Genomic DNA, 23,002 nt, shown 5'->3' with positions numbered 1-23,002 from the left:
CCCACCCCTCCTCCATTTTTATCTTCCTTTTTTGTGGGTGGGGGTTGTGTTTGTTTTTTTCTCGTGGGGGGTTGTATTTGTTGGGGGGGGGGGGGGCCCCCCCCCCCCCCACCACCCTGGGCCGAGCAGGCCCTGCATCCGTGCGTCCGTACGGGTGCGGGGGTTACGCGATGGAGAAGGTGACCACCGACTGGTAGGTGTCGGCGAACATGAACGGCGGGAGCTGGATCATCCCCGCGCCGCCGACGGCGAACTCGCCACCGGTCAGCTCGTCCCCGCCGGCGCTCTGCGAGGCGACCTTCATCGGGACGTCGGTGATCGCCCCGGGCGCGCCCGCGGTGCAGGTGCTCGGGCTGTCCGGGTTGGTGACGGTGCAGGACGGCTGGATGCCGATCTGCGCCTTCGCCATCGAGTGGCCGGTCGTCGCGTTCAGGAACGGCGTACGGGTCGCCGTCACGTCCCAGCCGAGCGAGCCGCCGCGGAAGTCCTGGACGGTCGCGGCGTTGAACATGCCGACCACCGACTGGGACTTGCCGTTGATGGTGACCGAGCCGAAGCTGACGGCCGGCTGGCCGTCCTTCGGGCCGAGCGCCAGCGGTCCGGGCAGGACCTCCACGTCGACCGGGTTCTTCACCCCGGTCGCCTTCTCGACGAAGACGAACGACTTGGAGGTCGTCGCACCGTCGATCTTGATCGCGTCGGCCTTCTTGGTGACCGTGATGTTGCAGGTGGCGACGCCGGCGGCGTCGGCCGTACCGGAACCGGTGTCACCGGTCGCCGCGCCCGCGAGCAGGGCGGAGCAGGTGACGGCGCCGGCCGGGAAGTTGGCGCCGGTGGCGACGACGGCGGTGCCCGCCTCGCCGCTGTTGGGCGTCAGCTTCGTGGTGACCGGGTCCTTGGGCAGGGCCTCGACCGCGACCGAGCCGACCGTGGCGCTCGGGCGCGGCTTCGGGGTGCAGACGGTGGTGAAGATCGAGCCGCCGAGGTTGGCGTCCGTGACCATCTGGTCGATCTTGACGTCGACCGTCGTGCCCTCGGTGCCGTCCGGGATCTTGATGGTGCCGTCGACCGGGCCCGGGTCGAGGGGGACGCCCGGGGTGACGGTGACCGTTTCGGGCGCACCGGTCACGGTCTGCGGGGCCCCGTTGACCAGCAGGGCGACCTTGGTGGTGTTCACGGTGGTCACCGCGAACGCCGGGATGAGCGGGCTGGCGCCCGGGTCGATCTTGATCGGGACGACGTCCCCGGCCTTGGCGCCGTCGGGGAGGGTGACCGTGAAGTTCTGGTTGCCGGATCCGTCGGCCTGCGGCGCGGGGGCGTCGCACTCCACGAAAACGGCTGTGGTCTTGGTCGCGGCCTGAGCCGTCCCCGCCAGGCCCACGACGCCACCTGTGAGGGCCAGGGACAACGCGCCCGCCCCGGCCAGCACTCTTCGTCGGAACGTTGTACTCACTGGGTCGCGACTCCTTCGTCAGACGAACCCTCCCCCCACCCGCTGTGTGGGGGAGGTCGAGCCGGTGCGGTGGCCGATATTGACGCGTCGTCGCGATGAGAAGTCAATGGCTTGTTTTCGTGCGAAGCACACAGAAATTGATGGGCCATCAGGGAGAGTCTGATGGCCCATCGGATACCGACCGGTCGGCGTGCGTCGCCCGCTAACGGTCGGTCGGGGTGTGCAGCAGCAGGTTCGGGGTGCCGGCCGGGACGTCTGCCAGGCGGTCCGGTACGGCCGCGTGCAGCAGCGCGGCCGTGACCTGGGCCGGGGTCTTCGCCACTCCCCGCGCCAGGATCAGGGCGGCCACCCCCGCAGCGTGCGGGGCGGCCATGGAGGTGCCGGAGGCGCGGGCCGTGGCGGTGGGGGAGCCCTTCCACGCCGAGACGACCCCCACGCCCGGGGCGGTGAGGTCCACGCAGGAGCCGTGGCTGGAGAACGGGGCCCACCGGTCGCCGTTGTCGCTCGCGCCGACCGTGAGGACTTCCGGCACGGCCGCGGGGGAGCCGGTGCACGCGTCCTCGGCGTCGTTGCCGGCGGCCGCGGTGAAGGTGATCCCGGAGGCGACGGCGCGGGCCGCCGCCTTGTCGAGGGCGCGGCTGCGGGTGCCGCCCATGCTCATGTTGGCCACGGCCGGGGTGCCCGGGTGCCTGGCGGCGTCCTTCACCATCCATTCCACGCCCTTGAGCATGCCGGAAAGCCGCCCGGAGCCGCGGCAGTTGGCCACCTTCACCGAGACCAGGGACACGCCCTTCGCGACCCCGAAGGTCTTGCCGCCGACCGTACCCGCGACGTGCGTGCCGTGGCCGTTGCAGTCGCCGGAGCGCTCCATGAACACCGCGTTGTAGCCGTTGCGGGCGCGGCCGCCGAACTCCCGGTGGGCCAGGTTGATCCCGGTGTCCAGGACGTAGACGGTGACGCCCCGCCCGTTCGTCGCGTACGAGTACGAGCCGTCGAGCGGCAGCTCGCGCTGATCGAGGCGGTCCAGCGCCCAGGGCGGCCGCTGCTGGGTGTCGGAGATCCGGAACTCCGCGTCCGGTTCCACCGAGGCCACCCGCGGGTCGGCGGCCAGGGCGGCGGCGCGGGCGGGGGTGGTGCGGACGGCGAAGCCGCTCAGGGCGGCGTCGTAGACGGCGTCGACCTCGTCACCCGCCTCCGCGGCCTCGGCGGCCAGGGCGCCGGCACGGGCGGGGGCGCGGGAGGTGGGGGTGGCGGTGGCGTCCTTCAGGACGACGACGTAGGCGGCGGTGGGGGCTTCGGCGTCGGTGGCATCGGAGTGCGGCGTCGGGGCGGTGGCCGTGGTGGCAGCCGCGAGGAGCGCGGCGGCCGGCAGGAGGGCGGCGAATGGGGTCATGCCGCCGATGCTCGGCGAGCGGCGGCGCGGGCGCGCGGAGGGTGCGCCGACTGGCGGCACGACACGCCACCGCGGGGGGTGTCAGCGGGTCAGGGGCCAGCCGCGCATCGAGAAGGAGCCCTCGTCCACGGCGCCGGCGGCGTCGTAAGTGGCCAGGGCGGCGTCGTTGCCGGTGTCCACGCCCACCCACATGCCGTAACAGCCGCGCGCCTTCGCCTCGTCGGCCAGGGCGAGCGTGAGCGCGCGGCCGATCCCGCGGCGGCGGTAGCCCTCGTCCACGGAGAGCTCGTACAGGCACATCTCGGTGCCCTTGTCGGGGTGGGTCATCTCCATGCCGGAGACCATTCCGGCGGGCACGCCGTCCACGTAGGCGATGAGCATCAGATGGCCCGGGGCGGCGAGGAACCGCTCCGACCACTCGGGGCGGGCCGGCGCGTCGAAGAGGGACTCGGCAGCGGTGAGCTCGGCGGGGCTCGTGGCCCGGCGGATGTCCATGGCGGCCACGATAACGGCGGCGTGACGGATGGTGAGCGGGATCTCCCCCCGGCGTGGCGGCCGCCCCCACCGGGCCCGCGGGGGCGGGACGACACCCGCCCGGCGACGGAGCCGCCGCCTCCGAGCCGGGGCTGCCCGCCGGGGCCGCGACACCTGCCCGCCACACGCGACGGGCAGGTGAGGGCGCGTCATGCGCCGGGAGGGCCTGGTTCCGTCGGGACGCCCCGGGGGCTACGCGCGGACGGCGAGGGCCGCCGCGTAAGCGGGCGGGCACGGGAGGTCCGTCAGGAGCCACTCCGGGACCGGGGCGGGGGAGGGACCCGCGCCCACGTACGGCTCGACGAGGCCGAGGCCGATCCCGGTGCCGATCCCCTTCAGGCAGGCCTCCTTGCGGGCCCATACGCGGGCCAGCGCGACCCGCCGGTCCGCCTCCGACAAGGCGGTCAGTTCGGCGGTCTCCGTCGGGTGCAGGGCGCCCAGCACGTCGGTCACCGCCTGCGCGCCCGGCACCTCCTCGATGTCGACGCCCACCGGCACCGGCGCGAGCGCGACGTACGCCACGTCGCCGCTGTGCGAGAGCGAGAAGTGCACCCCGCCCCCGGCCACCGCGGGCCGGCCGTGCGGGCCGCCGCAGCCCGGGCAGTCCTCCCGGACCAGGACGACCTCCGCCGGGGCCAACCCCAGCCGGTCGCCGAGCAGCAACCGCAGCCCGATGTGCGAGGCGACGTACCGGTGCCGATCGGCGGGCCGCAGCCTGCGCCCGGCCTGCTCCAGTTCGGCCGCGTCGAGCACCCGCGCCGCCTCGGCGACAGGCAGCCCGCCGACCACGTCCAGCCGGGTGTCCAGGGACCACACCGCCACCGCCGCGCCCCCGGCGAGCGGGTCGTCGGTTCCGAGTGGCTCGCCGCCGAGCTGCCTCACGTAATCGATCACCCGCCCGAGACTAGAGGATGCGGCCGAACCGCCGAATGCCCTTGGCCCGCCGGAACGTTCGGAAAGAGAGCGGCGCGCGTGTGCGTGCACCGGCTCGGAGCCCTCTAGCGCGCGCTCACCGGCGTGGCGGTCTGGGGCTTCGCGGCCGGGGAAGGCGTGCCGTCGGTCCAGGCGTAGACGCGCTTGCCGCGCACGGCGACCTGGTACTGGTGGTGGTCCCGGCACTCCGACCGCACGTCGGCGCGTATGTGCTGCGGCCACCACTTGGCGCCCAACTCCGGATCCCGCACCCGGTTCGGAGTGCCCGCCGCGCACTGCGGGCCGTCGAGCGGGGTCGACCCGAGGTCGAAGCGGATCAGGCGGGCGTCCCCGGTGGTGCGCACCCGTATGCGGACGTCCTTGGCGTCCTTGGGTATCCACGAGGGCAGGGCGAAGGCCTGGTCACCCCGGGTCGGGGCGTCGGCCGCGGTGGCGAACCGCTTGCCCTTCTCCTTGTACAGGTGGTCGTCGATCGTGTCGGACAGGGGGTTGGGCGGGAGGTTGGGTAGCGCGAACGCTGCGGTGGCGAGGACTCCCACGGTGGCGGCGGCGATGACGAGCGGGCGTCGGTTCATGTCGTCCAGTCTCGCCGGCGGGACCCCTTCCGCGCGTCCCTCCTCAGGACGAATCGGTTCGCTGTCCCAGGTCTCACACGACGTCATACCTGAGAGGGAGCCCGATCAGGCAAGACCGCCCAGCGGTCCGGGAAATGCGAAAAATGGAATTGGACTTCCGAATTCCGTATCGAAAAGGGTGAATTCAAGCAACGCCGGCTGGTTCCGCTCTGCGAATTGCGTGCCATCTCGGAGGTTTCAGGCATCGAAAGTCGCGCTCCAACCCCCGTTGTCCTGATGGAAATCCAAGATGCGAGGATCAACATCGCGCCACTCGCGTTTGCGAAGGCCACAGCGTTTTCCGTTCTTTGAGGAAGCCGCGCACCGGAACCACAGGAAGGGCAAATCGAAAACGATGTACGCACGTCCCGACGAGGTCCGTCACCTGCACACGCTCGGTCCGCACGGCACGAATCTGGAAGCCGCCTCGCATGAATGGTTCAGAAGGCGTGGTGTCGAGGGGACCGTCGAACTGCACTCGTCGATCGAAGCCGCGCTGGAGGCCGTACCCGACGACGGGCGGCACGCGCTGACCGCCTGCGCCGTCTATCCGGCCCTGCACACGCTGGTCTTCTCCAACCTGCACCGACTGCACATGATCGACAGCTTCGTCATGCCGACCCACAACATGGTGCTCGCCAGCAGCGGTACGCGCGTTCCCGCCACCGTCGCCTCCCACCCGGCACCCAAGGGCCTCGTGCCCGCCACCGCCGAGATCCACGAGGTGCTGAGCAACTCGCAGGCCGCCATCGACTGCGCCGAGGGCCGCGTCGAGGGCTGCATCACCACCATCGTGGCGGCCGAGAAGCGCGGCCTGCGGGTCCTGCGGGACTTCGGGGCCGTCCCGATGGTCTTCACCGTCCACCAGGTGCTCGCCGTCGAGGCCGACACCGGCCTGGAGCTCTCCGCGGGAGCCGCCCGATGACCGCCGACGCCCCCTCCGCACCCGACGCCCCCTCCGCACCCGACGCCCCGTCCGCCCCCTTCGTCCCCGGCGCCGCCCCCGTCCCGGCGGAACTCCTGGTCGAGGCGGACCTGTTGACGCGGACCCTCGTCCCCCTCGTCAACCGGTTCCGTGCCCGCCAGCAGGACGACGGCACCGTCACCGACGCCACCGCCGCCGACGCCGACCTGCTGGGCCGGATACGCGACACGGCCGCCGCCTGGTACCGGCGCAACGGACTCGGCGATCAGGCCGACGCGCTCGTCGCCGACGTCGACGCCTGGCTGGCGGCCGGACTCGGCTCCCGCCCCCACTTCGCCCGCTCCCGCGACGCCCTGCGCGTTCCCGCCGACGGCGAACCGGTCTTCTTCCTCGCCCCCGTCCAGACCACCAACAGCGCCCCGCCCGTGGGCAAGCGCCTCGACTGCTTCCTCGCCCTGCGCAAGGAACCCGACGCCCTGGCGCAGATGGCGGGGGACTTCCCGCACCCGAAGAACAACTGCCAGGCCCTCGTGCTCATCACGGGCAGCGAGGGCTTCGCCCACGGCGCCTGCCTCGTCGTCTTCCCCGAGAACGTGGCGGCGCACGACAAGGTGACCGAGCAGCCGTACGCAATGTTCTTCTTCGGCAAGATGCGGAAGATCCACGAGACGTACGCGCTGCCCGCCGCCGCGGCCGTCCTGACCCCGGAGTCGCTGCCGCGCGCCTCCACCGGCCTCGCCGCCGACGTCTGTTACGAGGCCCGCGCCATCTGGGGCTACCTCCACGACTCGATGCACTACCAGGGCCTGTGGCCGTTCGACGAGAACATCTCCCTGAAGATGAACTGGTTCGTCGGACTCCTGGAGGAGATCAAGGTCGACGCCATGACCGTGCTCGCCTGCGCCGACAGCGGTCTCGTGCCCTTCGCCGACGAGCAGATCGACATGATCCTGCTGGAACGGGTCTTCCGCTACCCGCAGGCCGACGACGCCACCCGCAACTTCGACTCCGGCACCGGCGTCTTCCTGTACTCCTGGTTCCGTGAGCACGGCGCCCTCATCGGCTCGCCCGAGGACGGCGGGCTCCTGCGGCTCGACCGAGCACGGGCCCTGGAGGCGCTGCGCACGTACGTGACCACCATGGAGAAGCTGGAGGCCGAGGTCACCACCGACGACGAATACCGGTCCAGGGCCAAGGAGATGGTCCGCCGGTACCTCCCCGAGGGCGAGCCCGGGCAGCGGTACGCCTTCACCGAGGACCAGCGCGTACTGCTCCGGGCCAAGGCCGACCTGGACCGCCTGCCGCCGCTGGAGTTCGCCCGGGCGGAATGGTGACCCCGGGCCCCTCCGGTCCCTCCGGCCACCCCGCCGCCCAAGCATTCGGCGGCGGGGGCGGGCGCGCGGTCGTGCCGGCCCTCGCGGTCGGGATGGTCGTCCTGCTGTCCGCGGGCTGGCTGCTCTCCGGGCACCTGGTCGCCGGGGTGCCGCCGCTCGCGGTGGCCGCCGGGCGCACCGCCACGGCCTTCGTGGCGATCACCCTGTTCGCGGTGCTGACCCCACGCGGCCGCAGCGGCGTCCGTACCGCCGCCGCCCGGCCCCGGACCGTTCTGGTCCTGGCGTTCCTCGGGTTCTTCGCGTACTACACGGGGACCCTGCTCGGCACCCGGTACATCGGGGCCTCGCGGGTCGGCCTGATCGTCTCGCTGCTGCCCTGCATCACCTTCGTCGTCGGCGTCCTCGCCTTCCGCGAGGCGAACTCGCGCCGCAAGGTGCTGGGGACGGTGCTCGCCGGCTGCGGCGCGGTCGGCTTCCTGCTGGCCGACGGCGCGGCGGCCGCCGGGGGAGGCCCAGGGACGGGCGCCCTCCTCTCCGGGGGGCTGCTCGCCTTCGGCGGGACCTTCACGTACGCCTTCTACGGATACGTCTACCGGCAGCGCATGTCGGACGTACCGGCGCTCGCGGCGCTGCCCGCCGTCACCGGGGCGGGCACGCTCATGCTCGGCCTCACGGCGGTGCTGTTCGTGCCGCTCGGCGGGGTGTCCGCCGCGGACTGGGGCGGCGTGGCCGTACTGGGCGGGATCCTCACGGCCCCCGTCTTCCTCATCTCCCACGAGCTGATCCTGCGCAAGGGTCCGCTGTTCACCTCGGCCCTGGGGCTCGCCGTTCCGTTCCTCGTGCGGCTCGGCGAATGGGCCCTGGGCTCGGCCGAGGCGCCGGGAGCGCTGTCCGTGCTGCTGATCGCCGCGTCGGCCGCCGGTGTGTGGCTCACGGTGGGCGGGCCCCGCGCCGGGACCCCGGCCCCCGCCCCTGCCGGGACCCCGGCCCCCGCCTCCGCAGGGATGCAGGCGGTGCAGGCCCCGCCCGCCGAGCCGTCCGCCTCGGCCGCCGCCTCCGACGACCCCTCCGGTCGTTCCGATCCATCCCCATCCCCATCCCCATCCCCTTCCCCCTCCTCCGCCGCCGTCGCGGCGGAGACCACCGCGCCAAGGAACCCGTCGTGACCGACTCCCGCCCCACCCTCGTCCTGCTCCACCAGCGCGCCGGCCTGCCCTGGGTTTTCGACGCCGCCGTGCGCGCCGGCATCGACCTGGTCCTCGTCCCGCGCCCCGACGAGCGGGTGGACCCGGACCGACTGCCCCCGGCCGTGGTCGAGTTGCTGCACCTGGACCTGCCGGCGGACCCGGCCGGCGCCCTGGAAGTCCTGCGCAAGCGCCACGCGACCGCCCCCTTCGACGGCATCGTCACCCTCTACGACCCCCTCGTCCCCTTCGCCGCCGAGGCCGCCGAGCTCCTCGGGCTGCCCGGCATCGGCGTGGAGGTGGCGCGCAGCGCCCAGGACAAGCGGGTCATGCGCGAGCGCCTCGCGGCGGCCGGACTGGGCGTGCCCCGCTTCGTCCGCCTCGACCCGGCCGACGACCCCGCCGCGACCGTGGAGTCGGCCGGCCTGACCTTCCCCGTCGTCGTCAAGCCCGCGCTCGGCATGTCCAGCCTCGGGGTGACCCGGGCCGACTCCTCCGCCGCGCTCGGCGCGGTGGTGACCGAGGTGCGCCGGGTCTCCGCCGGCACCGCCGACGGGGGCGCGGGCCTGATCGTCGAGGAGTACCTGGACGGGCCCGAGTACGCCGTCGAGTCCCTGGTCCACGAGGGCCGGGTACAGGTCCTCTCCATCGGCTACAAGGGCGACCCGAAGGGCCCGTACTTCGAGGAGAGCGTCTACCGCGCGCCCGCCGCGCTGCCCGACGCCGTCCGGGACGACGTCGTGCGCGAGGTCACCGCCGCCCACGCCGCGCTCGGCGTCTCGTACGGCCCCACCCACACCGAGCTGCGCCTGCGCGGCGGTTCCACCCCGTACCTGCTGGAGATGGGGGCGCGGATCGGCGGCTCCGGCGTCTCGCACTACATCGCCGGACACGTCACCGGCATCGACTTCGCCGCCCAGGCGCTGCGCCTCGCGGCGGGCCTGGAGCCCACCGTCACGGTCCGGGAGGGCCTCGCCGAGCCCGTCGCCGCCGCGGCCAACTACATCGTGCCGTGCGGCGGGCACGGCACGATCACGGCCGTCCACGGGCTCGACGGGGTACGGGCCGATCCGCGCGTCGACCACGTCGTGCAGATGCTCGCACCCGGCGATGTCGTGCGCCCCTACCCGGACTTCACCGGCTACCCGGCCTTCGTGCTGTCCCGGCACGAGGGCATCGCGGAGGCCGAGGAGTTCCACGCGCACCTGGAGCGGGCGGTCCGCATCGACTACGCCCCCGCGACCGCCGAAGGAGCCGCCTCGTGACCGCTCCTCTGGCTCCCTTCGACGACCGCGACGGCACCATCTGGCTCGACGGGCGCTTCGTACCCTGGCGCGAGGCCCGCCTGCACGTGCTCTCCCACGGCCTGCACTACGGCGGCGCCGTCTTCGAGGGCATCCGCGTCTACGGCGGCCGCATGTTCAAGTCCGCTGAGCACGCCGAGCGCCTGTGCGCCTCGGCCCGGGAGCTGAACTACTCGCTCCCGTTCACGGCCGACGACCTCGACGCCGCCGCGCGGGAACTCGTGCGCCGCGAGGGCATCGTGGACGGCTACGTCCGGCCGGTCGCCTGGCGGGGCAGCGAACAGATCAGCGTGTCCGGGGCCGGCGCCACGGCGCACGTCGCCGTGGCGGCATGGGAGTGGCCGCACGTGTTCTCCGCCGAGGCGGCGAGCCGGGGCATACGGCTGCGCACCTCCACGTGGCGCCGCCCCGACCCCGCGACGGCGCCGGTCCGGGCCAAGGCCGCGTCCCTGTACAACATCTGCACCCTGGCCCGCGACGAGGCCGAGGCGGCGGGCTACGACGACGCCCTGCTCCTCGACCTCCGGGGCGGCCTCGCCGAGGCCACCGGCGCCAACCTCTTCCTGGTGATCGACGGCGCCCTGCACACCCCGACACCGGACTGCTTCCTCGACGGCATCACCCGGCGGACGGTCATCGCGCTCGCCGCCGAACTCGGCGTCGAGGTGGTCGTACGCCGGATCGACCCGGCCGAACTCGACCGAGCCGAGGAGGTCTTCCTCACGGGGACGGCGTACGAGGTGCAGCCGGTCAGCGCCGTCGACGACCGCACGTACGCGGTCGGCAAGGTGACCTCGCGACTGGCGGAGGCGTACGGGCGGCTCGTCCGGGCGGAGTGACGTCCGTCCGGGCGGAGTGACGTCCGTCCGGGCGAAGTGACGTCCGTCCGGACGGAGCGACGCCGGACCGGCCCCCCACTCGGTGGCCGGACGGACCCGGCGGGTGGGTGCACATCGAGTGTTCCCACCCGCCGACCCTCGCCACGACGGTGCGATCGAATGGCCGCCGATGCGGCTCCCGGACCGGCCACATGGTCGGCGAAGGCGGCGATCCGGGCTTCCCCCCGCACGTTCGTACGGTGCCCATTCCCGGCCCCCGGATCGCTCCCTAGGCTCCACTCCGCGTGGCCCGGACGGGCACGCCCCGACCTCGGTCGGGAGCACGCCGCGGGGAAGGGGAACAGCCGTGCACGGGGGACGTCTGGGGTTGGGACAGGGCACCGCCCTGTACATGGGGGCCGTGCTGGGACCGGGGGTGCTGGCCCTGCCCGCGCTGGCTGCGGCCGCCGCCGGGCCCGCTTCGTTGATCTCGTGGGCGGCCCTGCTGCTGCTCGGCGTTCCCGTCGCCCTGACGTTCGCCGCGCTGGGCGCCCGGTACCCCGACGGCGGCGGCGTGTCGTCCTTCGTCGCCCGGGCGTTCGGCGCCCGGGCCTCGGCCTGCGTCGGCTGGCTGTTCTACGCCGCGGTCCCGGTGGGGGTCCTGGCAGGCGCCCTGGCCGGCGGCAACTACTGCGTCGCGGTGCTCGGTCTGCCGCGGGGCGCCGAGTACGGGGCGGCCGCGGTCATCCTGGCCGTGGCCGTCGCCGCCAACTACGCGGGGCTCCAGGTGTCGGGCCGGCTCCAACTGGTGCTCGCCGGACTCCTGGTGCTGCTGCTCGCCGGGGCGACCGTGTTCGCGCTCCCACACGTCTCCGCGGACCGCTTCACGCCCTTCATGCCGGACGGCTGGTTCTCCGTGGGCTCCGCCGCCCTGGTGCTCTTCTACGCGTTCAGCGGCTGGGAGGCGGCCGGTCACCTCTCCGCCGAGTTCGCCGATCCCCGCCGGCACCTCCCGCGCGCCACGGCCATCACCCTTTCCGTCGTCGGTGCGCTCTACCTCGGCCTGTCGTTCGTCACCATCGGGGTGCTCGGCGACGGCGCCCGCACCTCCGCGGTGCCCCTGATGGACCTGCTGGTGACGGGGCTCGGGGACGGAGCCCGCGGGCTGACCGCGGCGGCCGCGATATGCCTGAGCCTGGGGGCGGTGAACACCTTCGTCGCCGGGGCGGCCCGGCTCGGGGCGGCACTCGCCAGGGACGGGGCGCTGCCGGGCCGGCTGGCGAAGGGCGGCGGCGCGGGTCAGGTCCCCCGGCGCAGCCTGACCGTGCAGGCGGTGCTCACCGGGGCGTTCACGCTCGTCGCGTGGCTGCTTCCGCTGGCGATGGATCCGCTGATGCGCGCGACGTCCGCGCTCCTGGCCGCGGTCACGGCCGCCGGGATGGCCGCCTCGCTGCGGCTGCTGCGCCGCGGCACGCCGATGTGGTGGGGCGCGCTCGTCGCGACCGCGTTCACCGTGGTGGTCATGGCGTTCAGCGGACGGCTGCTGATCCTGCCGGTGCTGGTGGGCGGCGCGGCGCTGCTCTACGTACGCTCCCGGAACCGGCCACGGCGCCCGGCGGACGGACACCCCGCAGGGACGGGGACGGGGACGGGGACGGCGACGGCTACGGAAGCGGAATCGGAGGCGGAATCGGAGGCGGAAACTCACGCCGGGGAAGGGGAATTCACCGGAGACGTCCCCTCCGCAGCCCGCTGACACCCGCTGTCAGTCGTCCGGGCCCGCCCCCTCGGCAGTGCGGGCCCTGCGCCCCCTGCGGCCGCGCACGCCCCCGCCGGTGCGCTTCGGCTCCGTGTCCGGCAGCGCGGAGATCAGGGGAGGGGACGAATGCCGGAAGATCACGATCGTTCTGAATCCGACGATCTCGCGCCTCTGGCTGAGCCGGTCCATCAGGAAGGCGTGCAGGGCCTCGTTGTTCTGCACCGCGACGTGGATGAGGAAGTCGTCGCTGCCCGCGACCACGAAGACGCCGAGGACCTCGGGAAGTTTGCCGACCGACTCCTCGAACGCGGTGATCACCGCCCGGTTGAGGGGGCGGACCTGCGCGGCGACGAAGGCCTGGTAGTCCCGGTTCAGCGCGGCCAGGTCGAGTTCGGCCCGATAGCCGGTGATGACGCCCTGCTCCTCCAGGATCCTGACCCGTTCGAGCGAGGTGGACGGCGCCACCCCGACACGGCGGGCCAACTCCCGGTTGGACTGGCGTGCGTTCAGTTGCAGGTTCCGGATGATCGCCGCGTCAAGCTCGTCCACGGACCGCGTTCCCTTCCCCTGCGATGCCTTCGACCGGTTCCTCGGACCGCCCCCGGAGCGGCAGGGGCACGGCGCGGCCGCACGGGCTCGCGGCGGCGAAGGCGGAGTGGGCGGAGTGGGCGGCGAAGGCGGAGTGGGCCCACGGGCCGGGGAGGTCGACGGGTAACCCGACAGTGGACGCGGCGCGGATCCTCATTCAGTGGATCTTAATGAGATCGGCCCGGCCCGTCGCCGTGATGCCGAAATCCCCGGTGCCCGCCGCGGCGCCGGCTGCCGGGTGATCCGGTGGAGAAGGTGTGTGTGCCCCCGGCAGGACTCGAACCTGCGGCCAAGTGCTTAGAAGGGACTTGGCCGCAGCAGCGCGCCTAGGTCGCTGACCAGGGACTTTGCTGGTCTCCTGAGCGCCGCCTCGGAGCCTTCCCCGCGTATTCACCGGAGGGGCTGATTCCGGGGCTGGTGGAGCATGTTCTATCTAGTTTCTGATTTACCGTGACTCATCGCGACTCATCGCGCCTCAGTGCAGGTCAGATGGGGTGCCCTCAGGGCGAGCATCGTGACTCATCGCGTCTCAGATTGCGACTCAGCCTGCAAACGCAGAAGAGACCACCACGTGGGGCGGTGGTCTCTTCTCGGCTGCTCCTTGATCTTCAACGCAGGCATCCTGCGCAACAGTTGACGTGCCAGGCCGCCCTTAACAAGTGAGGCTACCGAGCCGAGTGCACGTCAAGAAGGCGTGCAACAGGGTAAGTTGGTCTCACAACTCCATACCCTCCGAAACGACCGCGTCCTACCGCATGGGGGCCGCAGTCAGACTCCAGGAGACCAATCACATGCTTACCAAGCAGGCGCGGCATGCGCTGGAACTGTTGCACGGTCGCGCCGTCAAGACGGCCGACGCCTTCGACCTCGAGCGCATCGACCGCGCCCTCGACGAGGTCCTCCGCCTGAACTCGAACGCCCCTGCCGCGTTTCAGGTCCGCAGCGCGTTGGCGCATGCCAGCACCGTTCTGCGCGAGCGTCGAGCCCTCGCCCCCGCGGTCCCTCTCGACGAGACCGACTCGTACCGCGAGCCCGGCACCCTCGACGAGCACTTCGCGGTCGCCGACATTCGTGCGTGGCTCGACACCACGGAGACGCTGACTGCATCGCAGCGCACTCTGCTGCAGCAGCTGAGCGCCGACCCGGATCCCTCCGATCTGGCCGCGGAGCGCGGTCTGAGCGTCCCGCGGATGCGCGAACAGATATCTCGGACTCGCCGGCGCGCCCGGATCGCATACACCGCGAAGGCGGTGCTGGCGTGACGACTCCTCGCCTGCTGCGCCTGCGCCCCTGGGTCGTACGCGCCATGGTTCCCAACCAGCTGATCGGCACGTACGTGTTGTTCCGGAACGGTACGGAGCACTACATCGGACGTAGCGACACGTGCTTGCGCACGCGGTTGCTCACGCACTGCGCCACCATGCGCGGCGAGTACTTCACCTATGACGTACACCCCACCCCGGAACTGGCATTCGCCATGGAATGCAGCCTCTTCCACACCCACCGCCACCACCTGACCAACGTCCGCCACCCGGACCGGCCCGACCATCAGAGCCCGAAGTGTCCGTTCTGTCCGGACACCCTCGCAAGCACGCTCAAGAACCGCTTGCGCAGTAAGACCCTCCTTTAGTCCGAAACGCATCCAAGGATGACCATGAGTACGAATCACACTTCCCAGGGCACCGACAGCGGCGATCCGCAGGCCAACCCCACGCCGCAAGCGGTCATCATCCAGATCGACACCGCCCTGGAGTCCATGCGCGACTCCGGCTTCGATCTCACCGCCGCGGCTGGTGAGCCGATCGACAACTCCATCGAAGCTGGCGCGACCCACATAAGGATCGTGACCACCTTCGGTCCTCAGAAGCGATCCATCGAGGAGATCGCCTTCGCCGACAACGGCCGGGGCATCAAAACCGAAGAGCTTCCTCTCGCGCTGTCCATGGGCTTCAGCACGCGCTACGGCCAGCGCGGCGGCCTGGGCCGCTTCGGCGTCGGCCTCAAACTTGCTGGCATCAGCCTCGGCCGCCGCATCGACGTGTACACCAAGCTGCCCAGCGACGACGTAATCCGACACGCCTACCTGGACCTGAAGGAAATCAGCCAGAACCAGCAGACCCACATCCAGGCACACGAAGTGCCAGGATGGCCGCCCGCCTACGAGCACTTGATGCGTAACCCGGACGGGACCCCGATCGACTCCGGCACCCTGGTGATCTACGGCAAGATCGACAAGCTCGACGGCGGCGGCCCCTACGGCACCAGTCTCGACGAGAAACTGGCAGACCTGCGCAACTTCATCGCCAGGACCTACCGCAAGTTCCTGGACCAAGGCGTAATGATCCAGCTCAACGAAACGAAGATCACCCTCCTCGACCCACTCTTCCGCCTGGACAACCCGCGGATCCTCAAGCGGTACCCCAAGGAGGACATGCGTGGCGATGTGATCGACGAAGGCGACATCCCGATCGCTGACGGCCACTCCATCCACGTCACTGTCACCATCGTGCCCGCCGTCTTCCGATGGAGGGAAGGCGAGGGTGGCCTCAAGGACCGGGACGGCCGGGATATCCGCGAGTTCCAGATCCCGGACAGCGCCGGAAAGATCAGCATGGTGCGCAACGGTCGAGAGATCAACTATGACCTCGTACCCCGACTGCTGCCCCGGGGCGTCGACAAGGTCGACCGTTACATCGGCATCGAGGTCACCTTCCCTGGCGAGCTCGACACGTTCTTCCAGGTCCGCAACGTCAAGCGCGGCGCTGTCCCCGTCGACAAGCTCCGCTCGGAGCTGCGCCAGTGGCTCGACCGGCCGGTGCGATCCGCGCGTCGTGCCATCCGTAGCCACTGGGGCGAGATCGATACTCAGGAACGCGCGGCCGCGCAGGCCCACGCTGAAGCGACCGAGGCCGCTGCCCGCGCGGAGAAGACCGCACCCATGGGGCAGGCAGGAAAGGACCTCACGGACCAGGAGAGCGAGGAGATCCTGCAGGAGCTCCTCGAAGATCTGGGAGTCGCCGACGACCAAGAGAAGGCTGAGGAGGTTCGCGAGCAGGTCAGGCAGAACCCCTTCACCCTGGTCGACGGGGCCTGGCGCGGCAAGGAAATGTTCGAGATCGACCACCTCAACGGCAAGGCGATCATCCATCTGAACCACCGCCACCCCTTCATCCGTGACATCTACGATCGCCTCAAGGCTGTCGCTGACGACGGCGCCAACGGCATGGAACCCGAAGAGCTCATCGCACTCATCCGCAAGACCCAGACCGCTCTCGACACCCTCTTCCTCGCCTACGCGAAGGCCGAGAACATGCATCCCAAGCCCAGCCAGTTCGACGATCTGCGTAGTTACTGGGGGCAGTTCACCCAGTCCTACCTGCAGGAACTCCGCAACGAGGAGTAGTCAACCGATCGCGAATTCCCCTGACGGACGGTCGAAGCCCCAGGCCACTACTTGGGCTTCGACCGTCCTCGCGCATGGCCAATTAGCGCCATACGGGGAGGCGCCTCGGCGCAGGTCAGAGAAGGTGCTCTCAGGGCTAGCATCGTGACTCGTTGCGTCTCGGATCGCGACTCAGCCTGCAAACGCAGAAGAGACCACCACGCGGGGCGGTGGTCTCTTCTCGACTGCGCCAGCAGCCGCCATCATCGTGATCCTGAGACTCCCGCCTGGGAGGCCCGCTCAGTCGGGCAGCGGACTGCCCCAGGCGCGTTCGGTCAGCTCGCCCCAAACCCCCGGCGCGACCGTCCGCGGATCGACGGCCTCACTGGGCGCGGACCGCTTGTACGTACCGTCGGGCTGTTCGGAACGGTCGTAGTCCTTCACCCGGAACACCCGGCGGACGAACCTACCGGGCGTGTCCCCGCTGGGGGCATCAGACTTGAGCACGGAGTAGCCCACCCGCCGGCCCCAATCGAACTGCCAGAATGCTGCGATGGACCAGGGACTAGCTGGAGTGTTCGCCGGTATCGCCGGGCTCATTGGCGCTGGCATCGGAGGTATAGCAACGGCCTACGGAGCGCGTGTCGGCGCACAGAAGACCATTGAGGCTGCTCAGATACAGGTTGAGCGACAGTCTGCGGCAGAGCACACGCAGTGGATACGAGACCAGCGCAGGCAGGCGTACAGCGAGCTGACCTCATTGCATGCAGCCTTCAGCATGAAGATGGTTGCTTGCTCGGTTGATCTTCAGGGTGAACACTCACTGCCGGCCGATCTCGGCGAGGAGGTGAGGTCGGGGTTTCTCGCGATAGCCGAGGGCGCTGCCCGTGCCCGCCTATGGGGGCCTGGATCAGTCACAGTGGACGTTCTGCGGGTGGCTTGCGGTACTCAATTGGCCGCCCTGATGGACTGGGCTGAGGCCGAACAGGCTGGGGGCACCGATGACGTCCAAGCTTGCGCGCAAGCATTCCGAGAAGCTACTCGGGCAGTCTCTGGGGCAAGTCAGGACTTCCTGGATGCTGCGTACGCAGCGTTGGCTTCGCGCTCCTGAACACCAGGCCGGATAGTTGCGGCTACGGCGGCCCCAAGGCTTTTGCCCTTCGGGGGCGCCCGTAGAACCTCGGTGGTGACCGTCAGCCACCGCCCTGCCCCTAATACGTCTCGAAGGGCGACCTATAGGGACGACCGTGCCCCAGCCGTGCCCGATCCGACGGGAAACCGCGGGGAACGGGGGCTACCCAGGGGCAGGTGCGCCGGAATGACCCCCGACCGATTCGCCTGGGCAGGGGCCGTTCACCTGCGGTGAGTGTGGGATGGACCCACGGTGACTCGCGCCACAACGGTTTTCAAGAGCGCTCCGCGCGCAGTGGCCGCCCCTAGCTGACCTGCACGTTCCCGTGTTCAGGCTCGCAATCCGCCGCTTCTGGCCCACGCATGGCCCACAGGGCCTCAAAACGGCCCTCTTCTGGGGCTTCACCGGTAGTGCCCAGATCACTGTCTGCGGGGCACCATCTGCTCCGGGGTCGCAACGCACCGGAAGCCGGTGTCATCGTCGTGCATCGCGTCGTCGGCGTCGTTGGGGACGGCCGGCACGCCTCGGAAGAGAGGGCTGGTGAACGCGCTCCCACGAAGTTCGTGACGCCCGGCGGTGGTGGTCGTAGCGAGCCACTCCCACACGTTCCCGACCAGGTCGTACACGCCGTAGGGCGAGACCCCGCTGTGATAGCGGGATACGGACGTTGTTCTCTCCATCCCGGTCTCTCGCACGTTGCACTTAGCTGCGGTCTTCTGGTCTCCCCAGGGAAATGTGCGCCCAGAGGTGCCACGCGCCGCCTTCTCCCACTGCTCAGACGTTGGTAAGGACTTTCCCGCCCAGGCCGCGTACGCGGAGGCGTCCCGCCACGTCACGTGCACGACGGGGTGGTCGTAGAGATCGCGGGGGCAGCGACCGTTCTCCCAGTGCTCGGGCACTGTGTGACGGGTTGCAGCACAGAACCGTGCGTAGTCGGCGTTGGTGGTCGGAAACGTATCCATGTGAAATTCGTCTACCCATACGGGCTCATCGTCTGTGCCCGACAGGTAGATCCCTTCGGGTACAAGCGCCATGAGCTTCCCATCACCAGGGTGCTTGACGTAGTCGCCGCTGCTCGTCTCACCACTGTCGGGCTCGATGATGCTGTGGATGGGCGCATCATCCGCAGCCAGGATGCCGACGAAGCGGCCTTGCGCATCCTTGTCAGCCTTGGCGAGCAGCGTGTCCAAGGCCGATTGGTTGATCATGCGAATGGAGGCTTGCTCGCCGTCAGCTTCCCACCGGGAGACGATGCGGTCTGATACACCGAGCTTCTCAGCGAACTCCATCAAGCTCATTCGTACGGATTCGCGCAGTGCCTTAACTTCACGTCCGGTCCATTTCGTAACGAGGGGCATTGGCTACCTCTGTCGTGAGCCGCTGGCCTGAGAGACCGAGGACGCTCCTACAACCGTTCGCCGGGGATGGCGATGTAGGCGTCGCGCAGTGCGGTCAGGGTCGGGTGGTCCGGCGGGAACTGCACTCCATCGAGAGAGCTCACGGCCCGCACGCCAACGGTCGTGTTGGTGGCGAAGGCAGCGGCCATGTTCGGAACATCGGCCAGTCGAACCGGAGCCGTGATCTGCTTCGGGGCGTCCAAGCTCTGGAGGAGGAGCATCGTCGTGCCGGGGAGGACCGGTGCGTCGGGCCAGATGACTGTGCCGTCCTGGGAGACGAAGCCCAGATTCCAGGTGCCGCCTTCGGAGATCCGACCGTCCGATTCGACGAACACGGCGTCGTCGAATCCGGCGAGCTGAGCGTCACGGCGAAGGCGGAGCTGCGGGTGCAGCCCGATGTGCTTCACTGCTGCGTTGTCGCGGGTGAAAGTGAAGGTCTTGGCGGTGAGAGGCGGTGGCGGCATGGCCCCCGCCGGCCGCAGGTTCACCACGGGCGGACGCCTGACCGTGACCGTGCGCGGGCAGTGGAGCGAGCCGGTCAACCTCTATACCGCCGTCGCCCTGCCGCCCGGCAACCGCAAGAGCGCCGTGTTCGGCCTCATGACCAAGCCCCTCCTCGCCGCCGAGAAGGCCCTCATCGAGCTCACGGCGCCCCAGCGTGCCGAGGCCGCGGCCTCCGCGCGGATCGCGAAGGCCGCGGCCGAGAAGGCCGAGAAGCTCGCGGCCAACGCCGAGGCCGACAAGCTGGCCGATCTCACCGCCCAGGCCATCTCTCTGTCCGAGGCCGCCGAACGGGCCGCCGTCCCGGCCGAGCCGCAGCTCGTCGCCGACGACGTCACCGCCGAGAGTCTGACCAGTCTCCTCGCCCAGCAGGACGGACGCATCGCGATCCTGTCCCCCGAGGGCGAGATCTTCGAGATCATCGCCGGACGCTACTCCGGCGTCCCGAACATGGGGATCTTCCTCAAGGGCCACGCCGGCGACATGGCTCGCGTCAACCGCCAGGCCCGGGACGCCCAGTTCATCGAGAACCCCGCCATCACCATGGGCCTGGCCGTCCAGCCGGACGTCCTGGACTCCATCGGCCAGATCAAGGGCGCCGACGGGCGCGGGCTGCTTGCCCGTTTCCTCTACTCCAAGCCCGAATCCCTCGTCGGCTACCGCAACCTCACCCCCGAACTCCTCGGCCCCGATACAGCCGACGCCTATGCGCAGAAGCTCGGGTGTCTGGCCCTGACCCTCGCAGGCTGGATCGAGACCGCAGCTCTCACCCTGACCCCCGAGGCGGACGCCGTCCTCCTCGCCTATCAGCGCGTCACGGAATCCCGTCTCCGCAAGGACGGGAGCCTCGCGCCGATCGTGAACTGGGCCAGCAAGCGCGACGGCGCCGTCGCCCGCATCGCAGGCCTCCTCCACCTCGCCACCCATCCCGAGGACGCCTGGACCCGGCCGATCACCGCCGAGACCATGGCCGCCGCCACCCGCCTCGGGGACTACTTCACCGCCCACGCTCTCGACGTCTTCAACGCCATGAAGGCCGACCCCGCACAGGAAGCCGCACATACGGTCCTAACGCACCTGACCGAGACCCGCACCACCGCCTTCACCAAACGCGACCTCTTCCGCGCGATGTCCCGCACTGAGTTCCCCGCCATGGGCGACCTCGACCCCGCCCTGGACCTCCTGGAGGAACACGGTTGGGTCCGCCAGCAGCCCCCGCCGCCCCGCACCACACGCGGCGGCCGGCCGCCTTCCCCCCGCTACGAGACCCATCCCCGCATCACCCCCGCCGCCTGAAACCTCCCAACCCACTGACAGAACTGACAGAACCTCCCGACCAGCCCCGTGACCTGCGGAAACGAGCACTTTCGGAGCTCTGACAAAACCTCCGAAAACTCTGACAGAACTCCAAAAACCTCGCCCGCGGGCGAGCCGCCCGGTCTGACAGAACCTAGGTTTTCGAGGTTCTGTCAGAGTTTTTTGAGGTTTTGTCACGCGGCCCGAACCGGCCGAAACCGCAGGTCAGAGCCCACATGGCGAGGTTCTGTCAGTTCTGTCAGTACTTTCCGGGGTTTTCGCGCCCCGGACCGAGCTGCCCGTGGACGTCCTGTGGGCCGGCCTGGTGGGAGTGGGCCCAGGCCAACGGCATGAAGTCGCTCGGCACGACACAGGTCTTCGGCCACAAGCTCCTCTCAGTCGTGCCCCAACTCCGCCGCTACCGCCCCTGCGATGCGTACGGCCAGCAGGGGGCCACGTGCGCCGGTCCGCAGAACTTTCTTGAGAGTCGCGACTCATCGCGACTCAAACCCCCTCACACCCGCTCTGAGTCGCGATGAGTCGCGACTCAGAGCAATCTCACTCCAACTTTTCGCCCCGAGGAGGGGATTTCGATGGCCGGCACGCCCAAGACCCGCGCGATGCTCACCGTCCCCGAGCTGTGCGACGAACTCGGCATCACCCGCTCCACCTTCTACGACTGGCGCCAGAAGCAGCGGGCACCCCGCTGCATCAAGCTTCCCAACGGCGGACTCCGCGTGCGCCGGGTCGACCTTGAGATCTGGCTGGACGAACACGAGGACGCTGCTTGATGGACACGACGTACGACGTGAAGTTCTGGAAGACCTCCGTGTACGAGGGGAAGACGAAGACCACTTACACGGTCCGCTGGTTGGTGGCGCGGGAGGAGTGGCGGAAGCCATTCGTCAAGGCAGCCCTCGCCGACTCCTTCCGCGCGGGGTTGATGTCCGCCGCCAGCAAGGGGGAGGCGTTCAGCCTCTCCACCGGCCTGCCCGTCTCGCACATGTCCCGGGCGGCCGGCGTGAAGTGGTACGACTTCGCGATCCAGTTTGTGGACCAGCTCTGGGAGCGGACGTCGGCGAACAACCGGCGGAACGTGGCCAAGGCGCTCACGCCCGTCACGATCGCTCTGCTCCGCTCCCAGCCGACGATGTTCAAGGGCGTGGACGTGCGCCGTGCGCTCCGCGAGTACGCGTTCAACACCCGCCGGCGGGACCAGGCCCCGCCCGAGATCGCCGTGATCCTGCGGTGGGTGCAGCGGAACTCGCTCACGATGGCGGCCTGGGAGAACGAGAGCATCGTGGACGAGGCGCTCCGTGCGGCCGCGACGAAACTGGACGGCACGTCTGTGGCCGCCAGTTCGGCCCGGCGGACGAAGCGCGTCCTGAACGTCCTTTTCGAGTACGCCCTCAAGAAGAAGGTGCTTAAGGAGAACCCCCTCCCGAAGGGGAAGGGCACCAGCACCACCGCGGCCAAGACCTCCTCCGCGGTCGACAAGCGGTCGCTGCTCAACACCGAGCAGGCCGCGAAGCTGCTCGGCTGGATCCACGGGCGGCCGCGGGGCGGCCGGCGGCTGCACACCTTCTTCGCCGCGATGTACTACGCCGGCGCCCGCCCCGAGGAGGTCGTGGCGATCGTCGTTGGGGACGTACGGCTGCCCGCCGCGGACGCTGACGACCAGTGGGGCGAGTTGCTGCTCCACACTGCCCACCCCGAGGTCGGGAAGCAGTGGACGGACACGGGAGAGGTGCGTGAGGAGCGCGGGCTCAAGGGACGGGCCGCCGACGACACGCGCACGGTGCCCTGTCGCCCTGCCCTCACCCGGATTCTCCGGGCCCATATCGAGAAGGAAGGGCTAAAGCCGGACGATCTGTTGATGCAAGGGGAGAAAGGAGGAGATCTCGCCGGGTCCGTGTTCCGGCGAGCGTGGCGGCGGGCCCGAAAGGAAGTGCTCACTTCGTACGAATTCGGGACCCCTCTCGGTCGCCGCGTGTACGACCTCCGGCACACCTGTCTGACGAACTGGCTCAACGCCGGCGTTCCGGCCGCGACCGTCGCCGAGTGGGCGGGCAACAGCGTCCCCGTCCTCCTCGCCACCTACGCCCGGTGCATCGACGGGCAGCTCGATGACCTGAAGCACCGCATCGAGCAGGCGGGGGAGCTGCCGGACCCCTCCGCGGCGACGGGCTGAAAATTTCTCCGCGTATTCTCCGTGGCCACCCGCAGAAACCCGGTTCCAGCCGGACACCGCCGGACGTGCCTTCCCTCGTCGTGGGGTGCGTCCGGCCCCTGGCCCGCCTGTCGAAAACTGCCCCTGACCAGGAAAAAGGACCCTCCTGAAGGGGGGTCCAGCTTTGGTGCCCCCGGCAGGACTCGAACCTGCGGCCAAGTGCTTAGAAGGCACCTGCTCTATCCACTGAGCTACGGGGGCCGGAAGGTGGCCGTTGTGGGCCGC

21 protein-coding genes and 1 tRNA gene are annotated in these 23,002 nt (G+C 70.2%); 12 read left to right on the top strand and 10 right to left on the bottom strand.

All coding sequences use genetic code 11. The features are described from left to right. Positions 1-163 precede the first annotated feature (163 nt). From ACFYYJ_RS14305 to ACFYYJ_RS14285, 5 genes are all read right to left on the bottom strand, one after another. Positions 164-1,453, bottom strand: coding sequence for a hypothetical protein (locus ACFYYJ_RS14305; RefSeq protein ID WP_385129442.1), 1,290 nt, complete (start codon positions 1,451-1,453; stop codon positions 164-166). A 202-nt stretch (positions 1,454-1,655) separates the two neighbouring features. Next, positions 1,656-2,846 (bottom strand): S8 family serine peptidase, encoded by a 1,191-nt coding sequence (locus tag ACFYYJ_RS14300; RefSeq protein WP_385129444.1) that lies wholly within the window; start codon positions 2,844-2,846, stop codon positions 1,656-1,658. An 81-nt stretch (positions 2,847-2,927) separates the two neighbouring features. Continuing rightward, on the bottom strand, positions 2,928-3,533 hold the full coding sequence (locus ACFYYJ_RS14295) for a GNAT family N-acetyltransferase (protein WP_389132084.1): 606 nt from the start codon (positions 3,531-3,533) through the stop codon (positions 2,928-2,930). 39 nt (positions 3,534-3,572) lie between these two features. After that, positions 3,573-4,274: a 4'-phosphopantetheinyl transferase family protein gene (locus ACFYYJ_RS14290; RefSeq protein ID WP_389132082.1), complete on the bottom strand. Its 702-nt coding sequence runs from the start codon at positions 4,272-4,274 to the stop codon at positions 3,573-3,575. A gap of 104 nt (positions 4,275-4,378) precedes the next feature. After that, complete coding sequence (locus ACFYYJ_RS14285; RefSeq protein ID WP_385129449.1) at positions 4,379-4,888, bottom strand: hypothetical protein; 510 nt, start codon at positions 4,886-4,888, stop codon at positions 4,379-4,381. Between the two features lie 394 nt (positions 4,889-5,282). Between ACFYYJ_RS14285 and ACFYYJ_RS14280 the strand changes: the two genes are divergently transcribed. The 6 genes from ACFYYJ_RS14280 (at position 5,283) to ACFYYJ_RS14255 (ending at position 12,248) form a co-directional block, all read left to right on the top strand. Continuing rightward, positions 5,283-5,852: a bacilysin biosynthesis protein BacA gene (locus tag ACFYYJ_RS14280; RefSeq protein ID WP_385129451.1), complete on the top strand. Its 570-nt coding sequence runs from the start codon at positions 5,283-5,285 to the stop codon at positions 5,850-5,852. Further along, positions 5,849-7,186, top strand: a complete 1,338-nt coding sequence (locus ACFYYJ_RS14275; RefSeq protein WP_389132078.1) for a DUF6421 family protein — start codon at positions 5,849-5,851, stop codon at positions 7,184-7,186. The genes ACFYYJ_RS14280 and ACFYYJ_RS14275 overlap by 4 nt, the downstream gene beginning before the upstream one ends. Beyond that, positions 7,180-8,352, top strand: coding sequence for a DMT family transporter (locus ACFYYJ_RS14270; protein WP_389132075.1), 1,173 nt, complete (start codon positions 7,180-7,182; stop codon positions 8,350-8,352). Before ACFYYJ_RS14275 ends, ACFYYJ_RS14270 begins: the two co-directional genes overlap by 7 nt. Beyond that, positions 8,349-9,635, top strand: coding sequence for an ATP-grasp domain-containing protein (locus ACFYYJ_RS14265; protein WP_389132072.1), 1,287 nt, complete (start codon positions 8,349-8,351; stop codon positions 9,633-9,635). The genes ACFYYJ_RS14270 and ACFYYJ_RS14265 overlap by 4 nt, the downstream gene beginning before the upstream one ends. Beyond that, positions 9,632-10,513, top strand: coding sequence for a branched-chain amino acid aminotransferase (locus ACFYYJ_RS14260; protein WP_389132069.1), 882 nt, complete (start codon positions 9,632-9,634; stop codon positions 10,511-10,513). Before ACFYYJ_RS14265 ends, ACFYYJ_RS14260 begins: the two co-directional genes overlap by 4 nt. Positions 10,514-10,859: 346 nt before the next feature. Beyond that, positions 10,860-12,248 carry an APC family permease gene (locus tag ACFYYJ_RS14255; RefSeq protein WP_389132067.1) on the top strand — a complete coding sequence of 463 codons (1,389 nt, stop codon included), beginning with the start codon at positions 10,860-10,862 and terminating at the stop codon, positions 12,246-12,248. 9 nt (positions 12,249-12,257) lie between these two features. Here ACFYYJ_RS14255 and ACFYYJ_RS14250 read toward each other — a convergent pair whose 3' ends face one another. Continuing rightward, positions 12,258-12,800 carry an Lrp/AsnC family transcriptional regulator gene (locus ACFYYJ_RS14250; RefSeq protein ID WP_385129461.1) on the bottom strand — a complete coding sequence of 181 codons (543 nt, stop codon included), beginning with the start codon at positions 12,798-12,800 and terminating at the stop codon, positions 12,258-12,260. A gap of 830 nt (positions 12,801-13,630) precedes the next feature. On the opposite strand from ACFYYJ_RS14250, the gene ACFYYJ_RS14245 reads away from it, so the two are divergent. The 3 genes from ACFYYJ_RS14245 to ACFYYJ_RS14235 are packed head-to-tail and all read left to right on the top strand — an operon-like array spanning position 13,631 to position 16,242. After that, entirely contained in the window at positions 13,631-14,101 is a 471-nt protein-coding gene (locus ACFYYJ_RS14245) for a hypothetical protein (protein ID WP_389132063.1), read from the top strand. Further along, positions 14,098-14,469: a GIY-YIG nuclease family protein gene (locus ACFYYJ_RS14240; protein WP_389132060.1), complete on the top strand. Its 372-nt coding sequence runs from the start codon at positions 14,098-14,100 to the stop codon at positions 14,467-14,469. Before ACFYYJ_RS14245 ends, ACFYYJ_RS14240 begins: the two co-directional genes overlap by 4 nt. Before the next feature lie 24 nt (positions 14,470-14,493). Next, positions 14,494-16,242: an ATP-binding protein gene (locus ACFYYJ_RS14235; RefSeq protein WP_389132058.1), complete on the top strand. Its 1,749-nt coding sequence runs from the start codon at positions 14,494-14,496 to the stop codon at positions 16,240-16,242. 279 nt (positions 16,243-16,521) lie between these two features. On the opposite strand, the gene ACFYYJ_RS14230 is transcribed toward ACFYYJ_RS14235, so the two are convergent. The 3 genes from ACFYYJ_RS14230 to ACFYYJ_RS14220 form a co-directional block, all read right to left on the bottom strand. After that, entirely contained in the window at positions 16,522-16,821 is a 300-nt protein-coding gene (locus ACFYYJ_RS14230; protein ID WP_389132055.1) for a DUF6009 family protein, read from the bottom strand. A 951-nt stretch (positions 16,822-17,772) separates the two neighbouring features. After that, positions 17,773-18,642, bottom strand: a complete 870-nt coding sequence (locus ACFYYJ_RS14225; protein WP_389132053.1) for an SUMF1/EgtB/PvdO family nonheme iron enzyme — start codon at positions 18,640-18,642, stop codon at positions 17,773-17,775. Between the two features lie 116 nt (positions 18,643-18,758). Then, positions 18,759-19,214 carry an aminotransferase class IV gene (locus tag ACFYYJ_RS14220; RefSeq protein WP_389132050.1) on the bottom strand — a complete coding sequence of 152 codons (456 nt, stop codon included), beginning with the start codon at positions 19,212-19,214 and terminating at the stop codon, positions 18,759-18,761. On the opposite strand from ACFYYJ_RS14220, the gene ACFYYJ_RS14215 reads away from it, so the two are divergent. The 3 genes from ACFYYJ_RS14215 (at position 19,213) to ACFYYJ_RS14205 (ending at position 22,738) form a co-directional block, all read left to right on the top strand. Continuing rightward, positions 19,213-20,547 carry a YfjI family protein gene (locus tag ACFYYJ_RS14215; protein WP_389132048.1) on the top strand — a complete coding sequence of 445 codons (1,335 nt, stop codon included), beginning with the start codon at positions 19,213-19,215 and terminating at the stop codon, positions 20,545-20,547. The genes ACFYYJ_RS14220 and ACFYYJ_RS14215 overlap by 2 nt on opposite strands. A 593-nt stretch (positions 20,548-21,140) precedes the next feature. Then, positions 21,141-21,338 (top strand): AlpA family transcriptional regulator, encoded by a 198-nt coding sequence (locus ACFYYJ_RS14210; RefSeq protein ID WP_054226825.1) that lies wholly within the window; start codon positions 21,141-21,143, stop codon positions 21,336-21,338. After that, positions 21,338-22,738: a tyrosine-type recombinase/integrase gene (locus tag ACFYYJ_RS14205; RefSeq protein ID WP_389132044.1), complete on the top strand. Its 1,401-nt coding sequence runs from the start codon at positions 21,338-21,340 to the stop codon at positions 22,736-22,738. Before ACFYYJ_RS14210 ends, ACFYYJ_RS14205 begins: the two co-directional genes overlap by 1 nt. Positions 22,739-22,902: 164 nt before the next feature. Here the strand turns inward: ACFYYJ_RS14205 and ACFYYJ_RS14200 are convergent. Further along, positions 22,903-22,978, bottom strand: a tRNA-Arg gene (locus tag ACFYYJ_RS14200). Between the last annotated feature and the right edge of the window lie 24 nt (positions 22,979-23,002).

Source organism: Streptomyces sp. NPDC002467 (genome assembly GCF_042889825.1).
In the GTDB taxonomy this organism is placed as follows: Bacteria; Actinomycetota; Actinomycetes; order Streptomycetales; family Streptomycetaceae; genus Streptomyces.
The sequence above is the reverse complement of the archived record's forward strand: the minus strand, read 5'-3'. Positions and strand labels throughout refer to the sequence as shown.

What these genes read in the sequence shown, in the direction of transcription:
- ACFYYJ_RS14300 (WP_385129444.1), bottom strand. Translation starts at nt 2,846, where the DNA reads ATGACCCCATTCGCCGCCCTCCTGCCGGCCGCCGCGCTCCTCGCGGCT.
- ACFYYJ_RS14295 (WP_389132084.1), bottom strand. Translation starts at nt 3,533, where the DNA reads ATGACGCGCCCTCACCTGCCCGTCGCGTGTGGCGGGCAGGTGTCGCGG.
- ACFYYJ_RS14285 (WP_385129449.1), bottom strand. Translation starts at nt 4,888, where the DNA reads ATGAACCGACGCCCGCTCGTCATCGCCGCCGCCACCGTGGGAGTCCTC.
- ACFYYJ_RS14280 (WP_385129451.1), top strand. Translation starts at nt 5,283, where the DNA reads ATGTACGCACGTCCCGACGAGGTCCGTCACCTGCACACGCTCGGTCCG.
- ACFYYJ_RS14275 (WP_389132078.1), top strand. Translation starts at nt 5,849, where the DNA reads ATGACCGCCGACGCCCCCTCCGCACCCGACGCCCCCTCCGCACCCGAC.
- ACFYYJ_RS14270 (WP_389132075.1), top strand. Translation starts at nt 7,180, where the DNA reads ATGGTGACCCCGGGCCCCTCCGGTCCCTCCGGCCACCCCGCCGCCCAA.
- ACFYYJ_RS14245 (WP_389132063.1), top strand. Translation starts at nt 13,631, where the DNA reads ATGCTTACCAAGCAGGCGCGGCATGCGCTGGAACTGTTGCACGGTCGC.
- ACFYYJ_RS14235 (WP_389132058.1), top strand. Translation starts at nt 14,494, where the DNA reads ATGAGTACGAATCACACTTCCCAGGGCACCGACAGCGGCGATCCGCAG.
- ACFYYJ_RS14230 (WP_389132055.1), bottom strand. Translation starts at nt 16,821, where the DNA reads ATGAGCCCGGCGATACCGGCGAACACTCCAGCTAGTCCCTGGTCCATC.
- ACFYYJ_RS14225 (WP_389132053.1), bottom strand. Translation starts at nt 18,642, where the DNA reads ATGGAGTTCGCTGAGAAGCTCGGTGTATCAGACCGCATCGTCTCCCGG.
- ACFYYJ_RS14215 (WP_389132048.1), top strand. Translation starts at nt 19,213, where the DNA reads ATGGCCCCCGCCGGCCGCAGGTTCACCACGGGCGGACGCCTGACCGTG.
- ACFYYJ_RS14220 (WP_389132050.1), bottom strand. Translation starts at nt 19,214, where the DNA reads ATGCCGCCACCGCCTCTCACCGCCAAGACCTTCACTTTCACCCGCGAC.
- ACFYYJ_RS14210 (WP_054226825.1), top strand. Translation starts at nt 21,141, where the DNA reads ATGGCCGGCACGCCCAAGACCCGCGCGATGCTCACCGTCCCCGAGCTG.
- ACFYYJ_RS14205 (WP_389132044.1), top strand. Translation starts at nt 21,338, where the DNA reads ATGGACACGACGTACGACGTGAAGTTCTGGAAGACCTCCGTGTACGAG.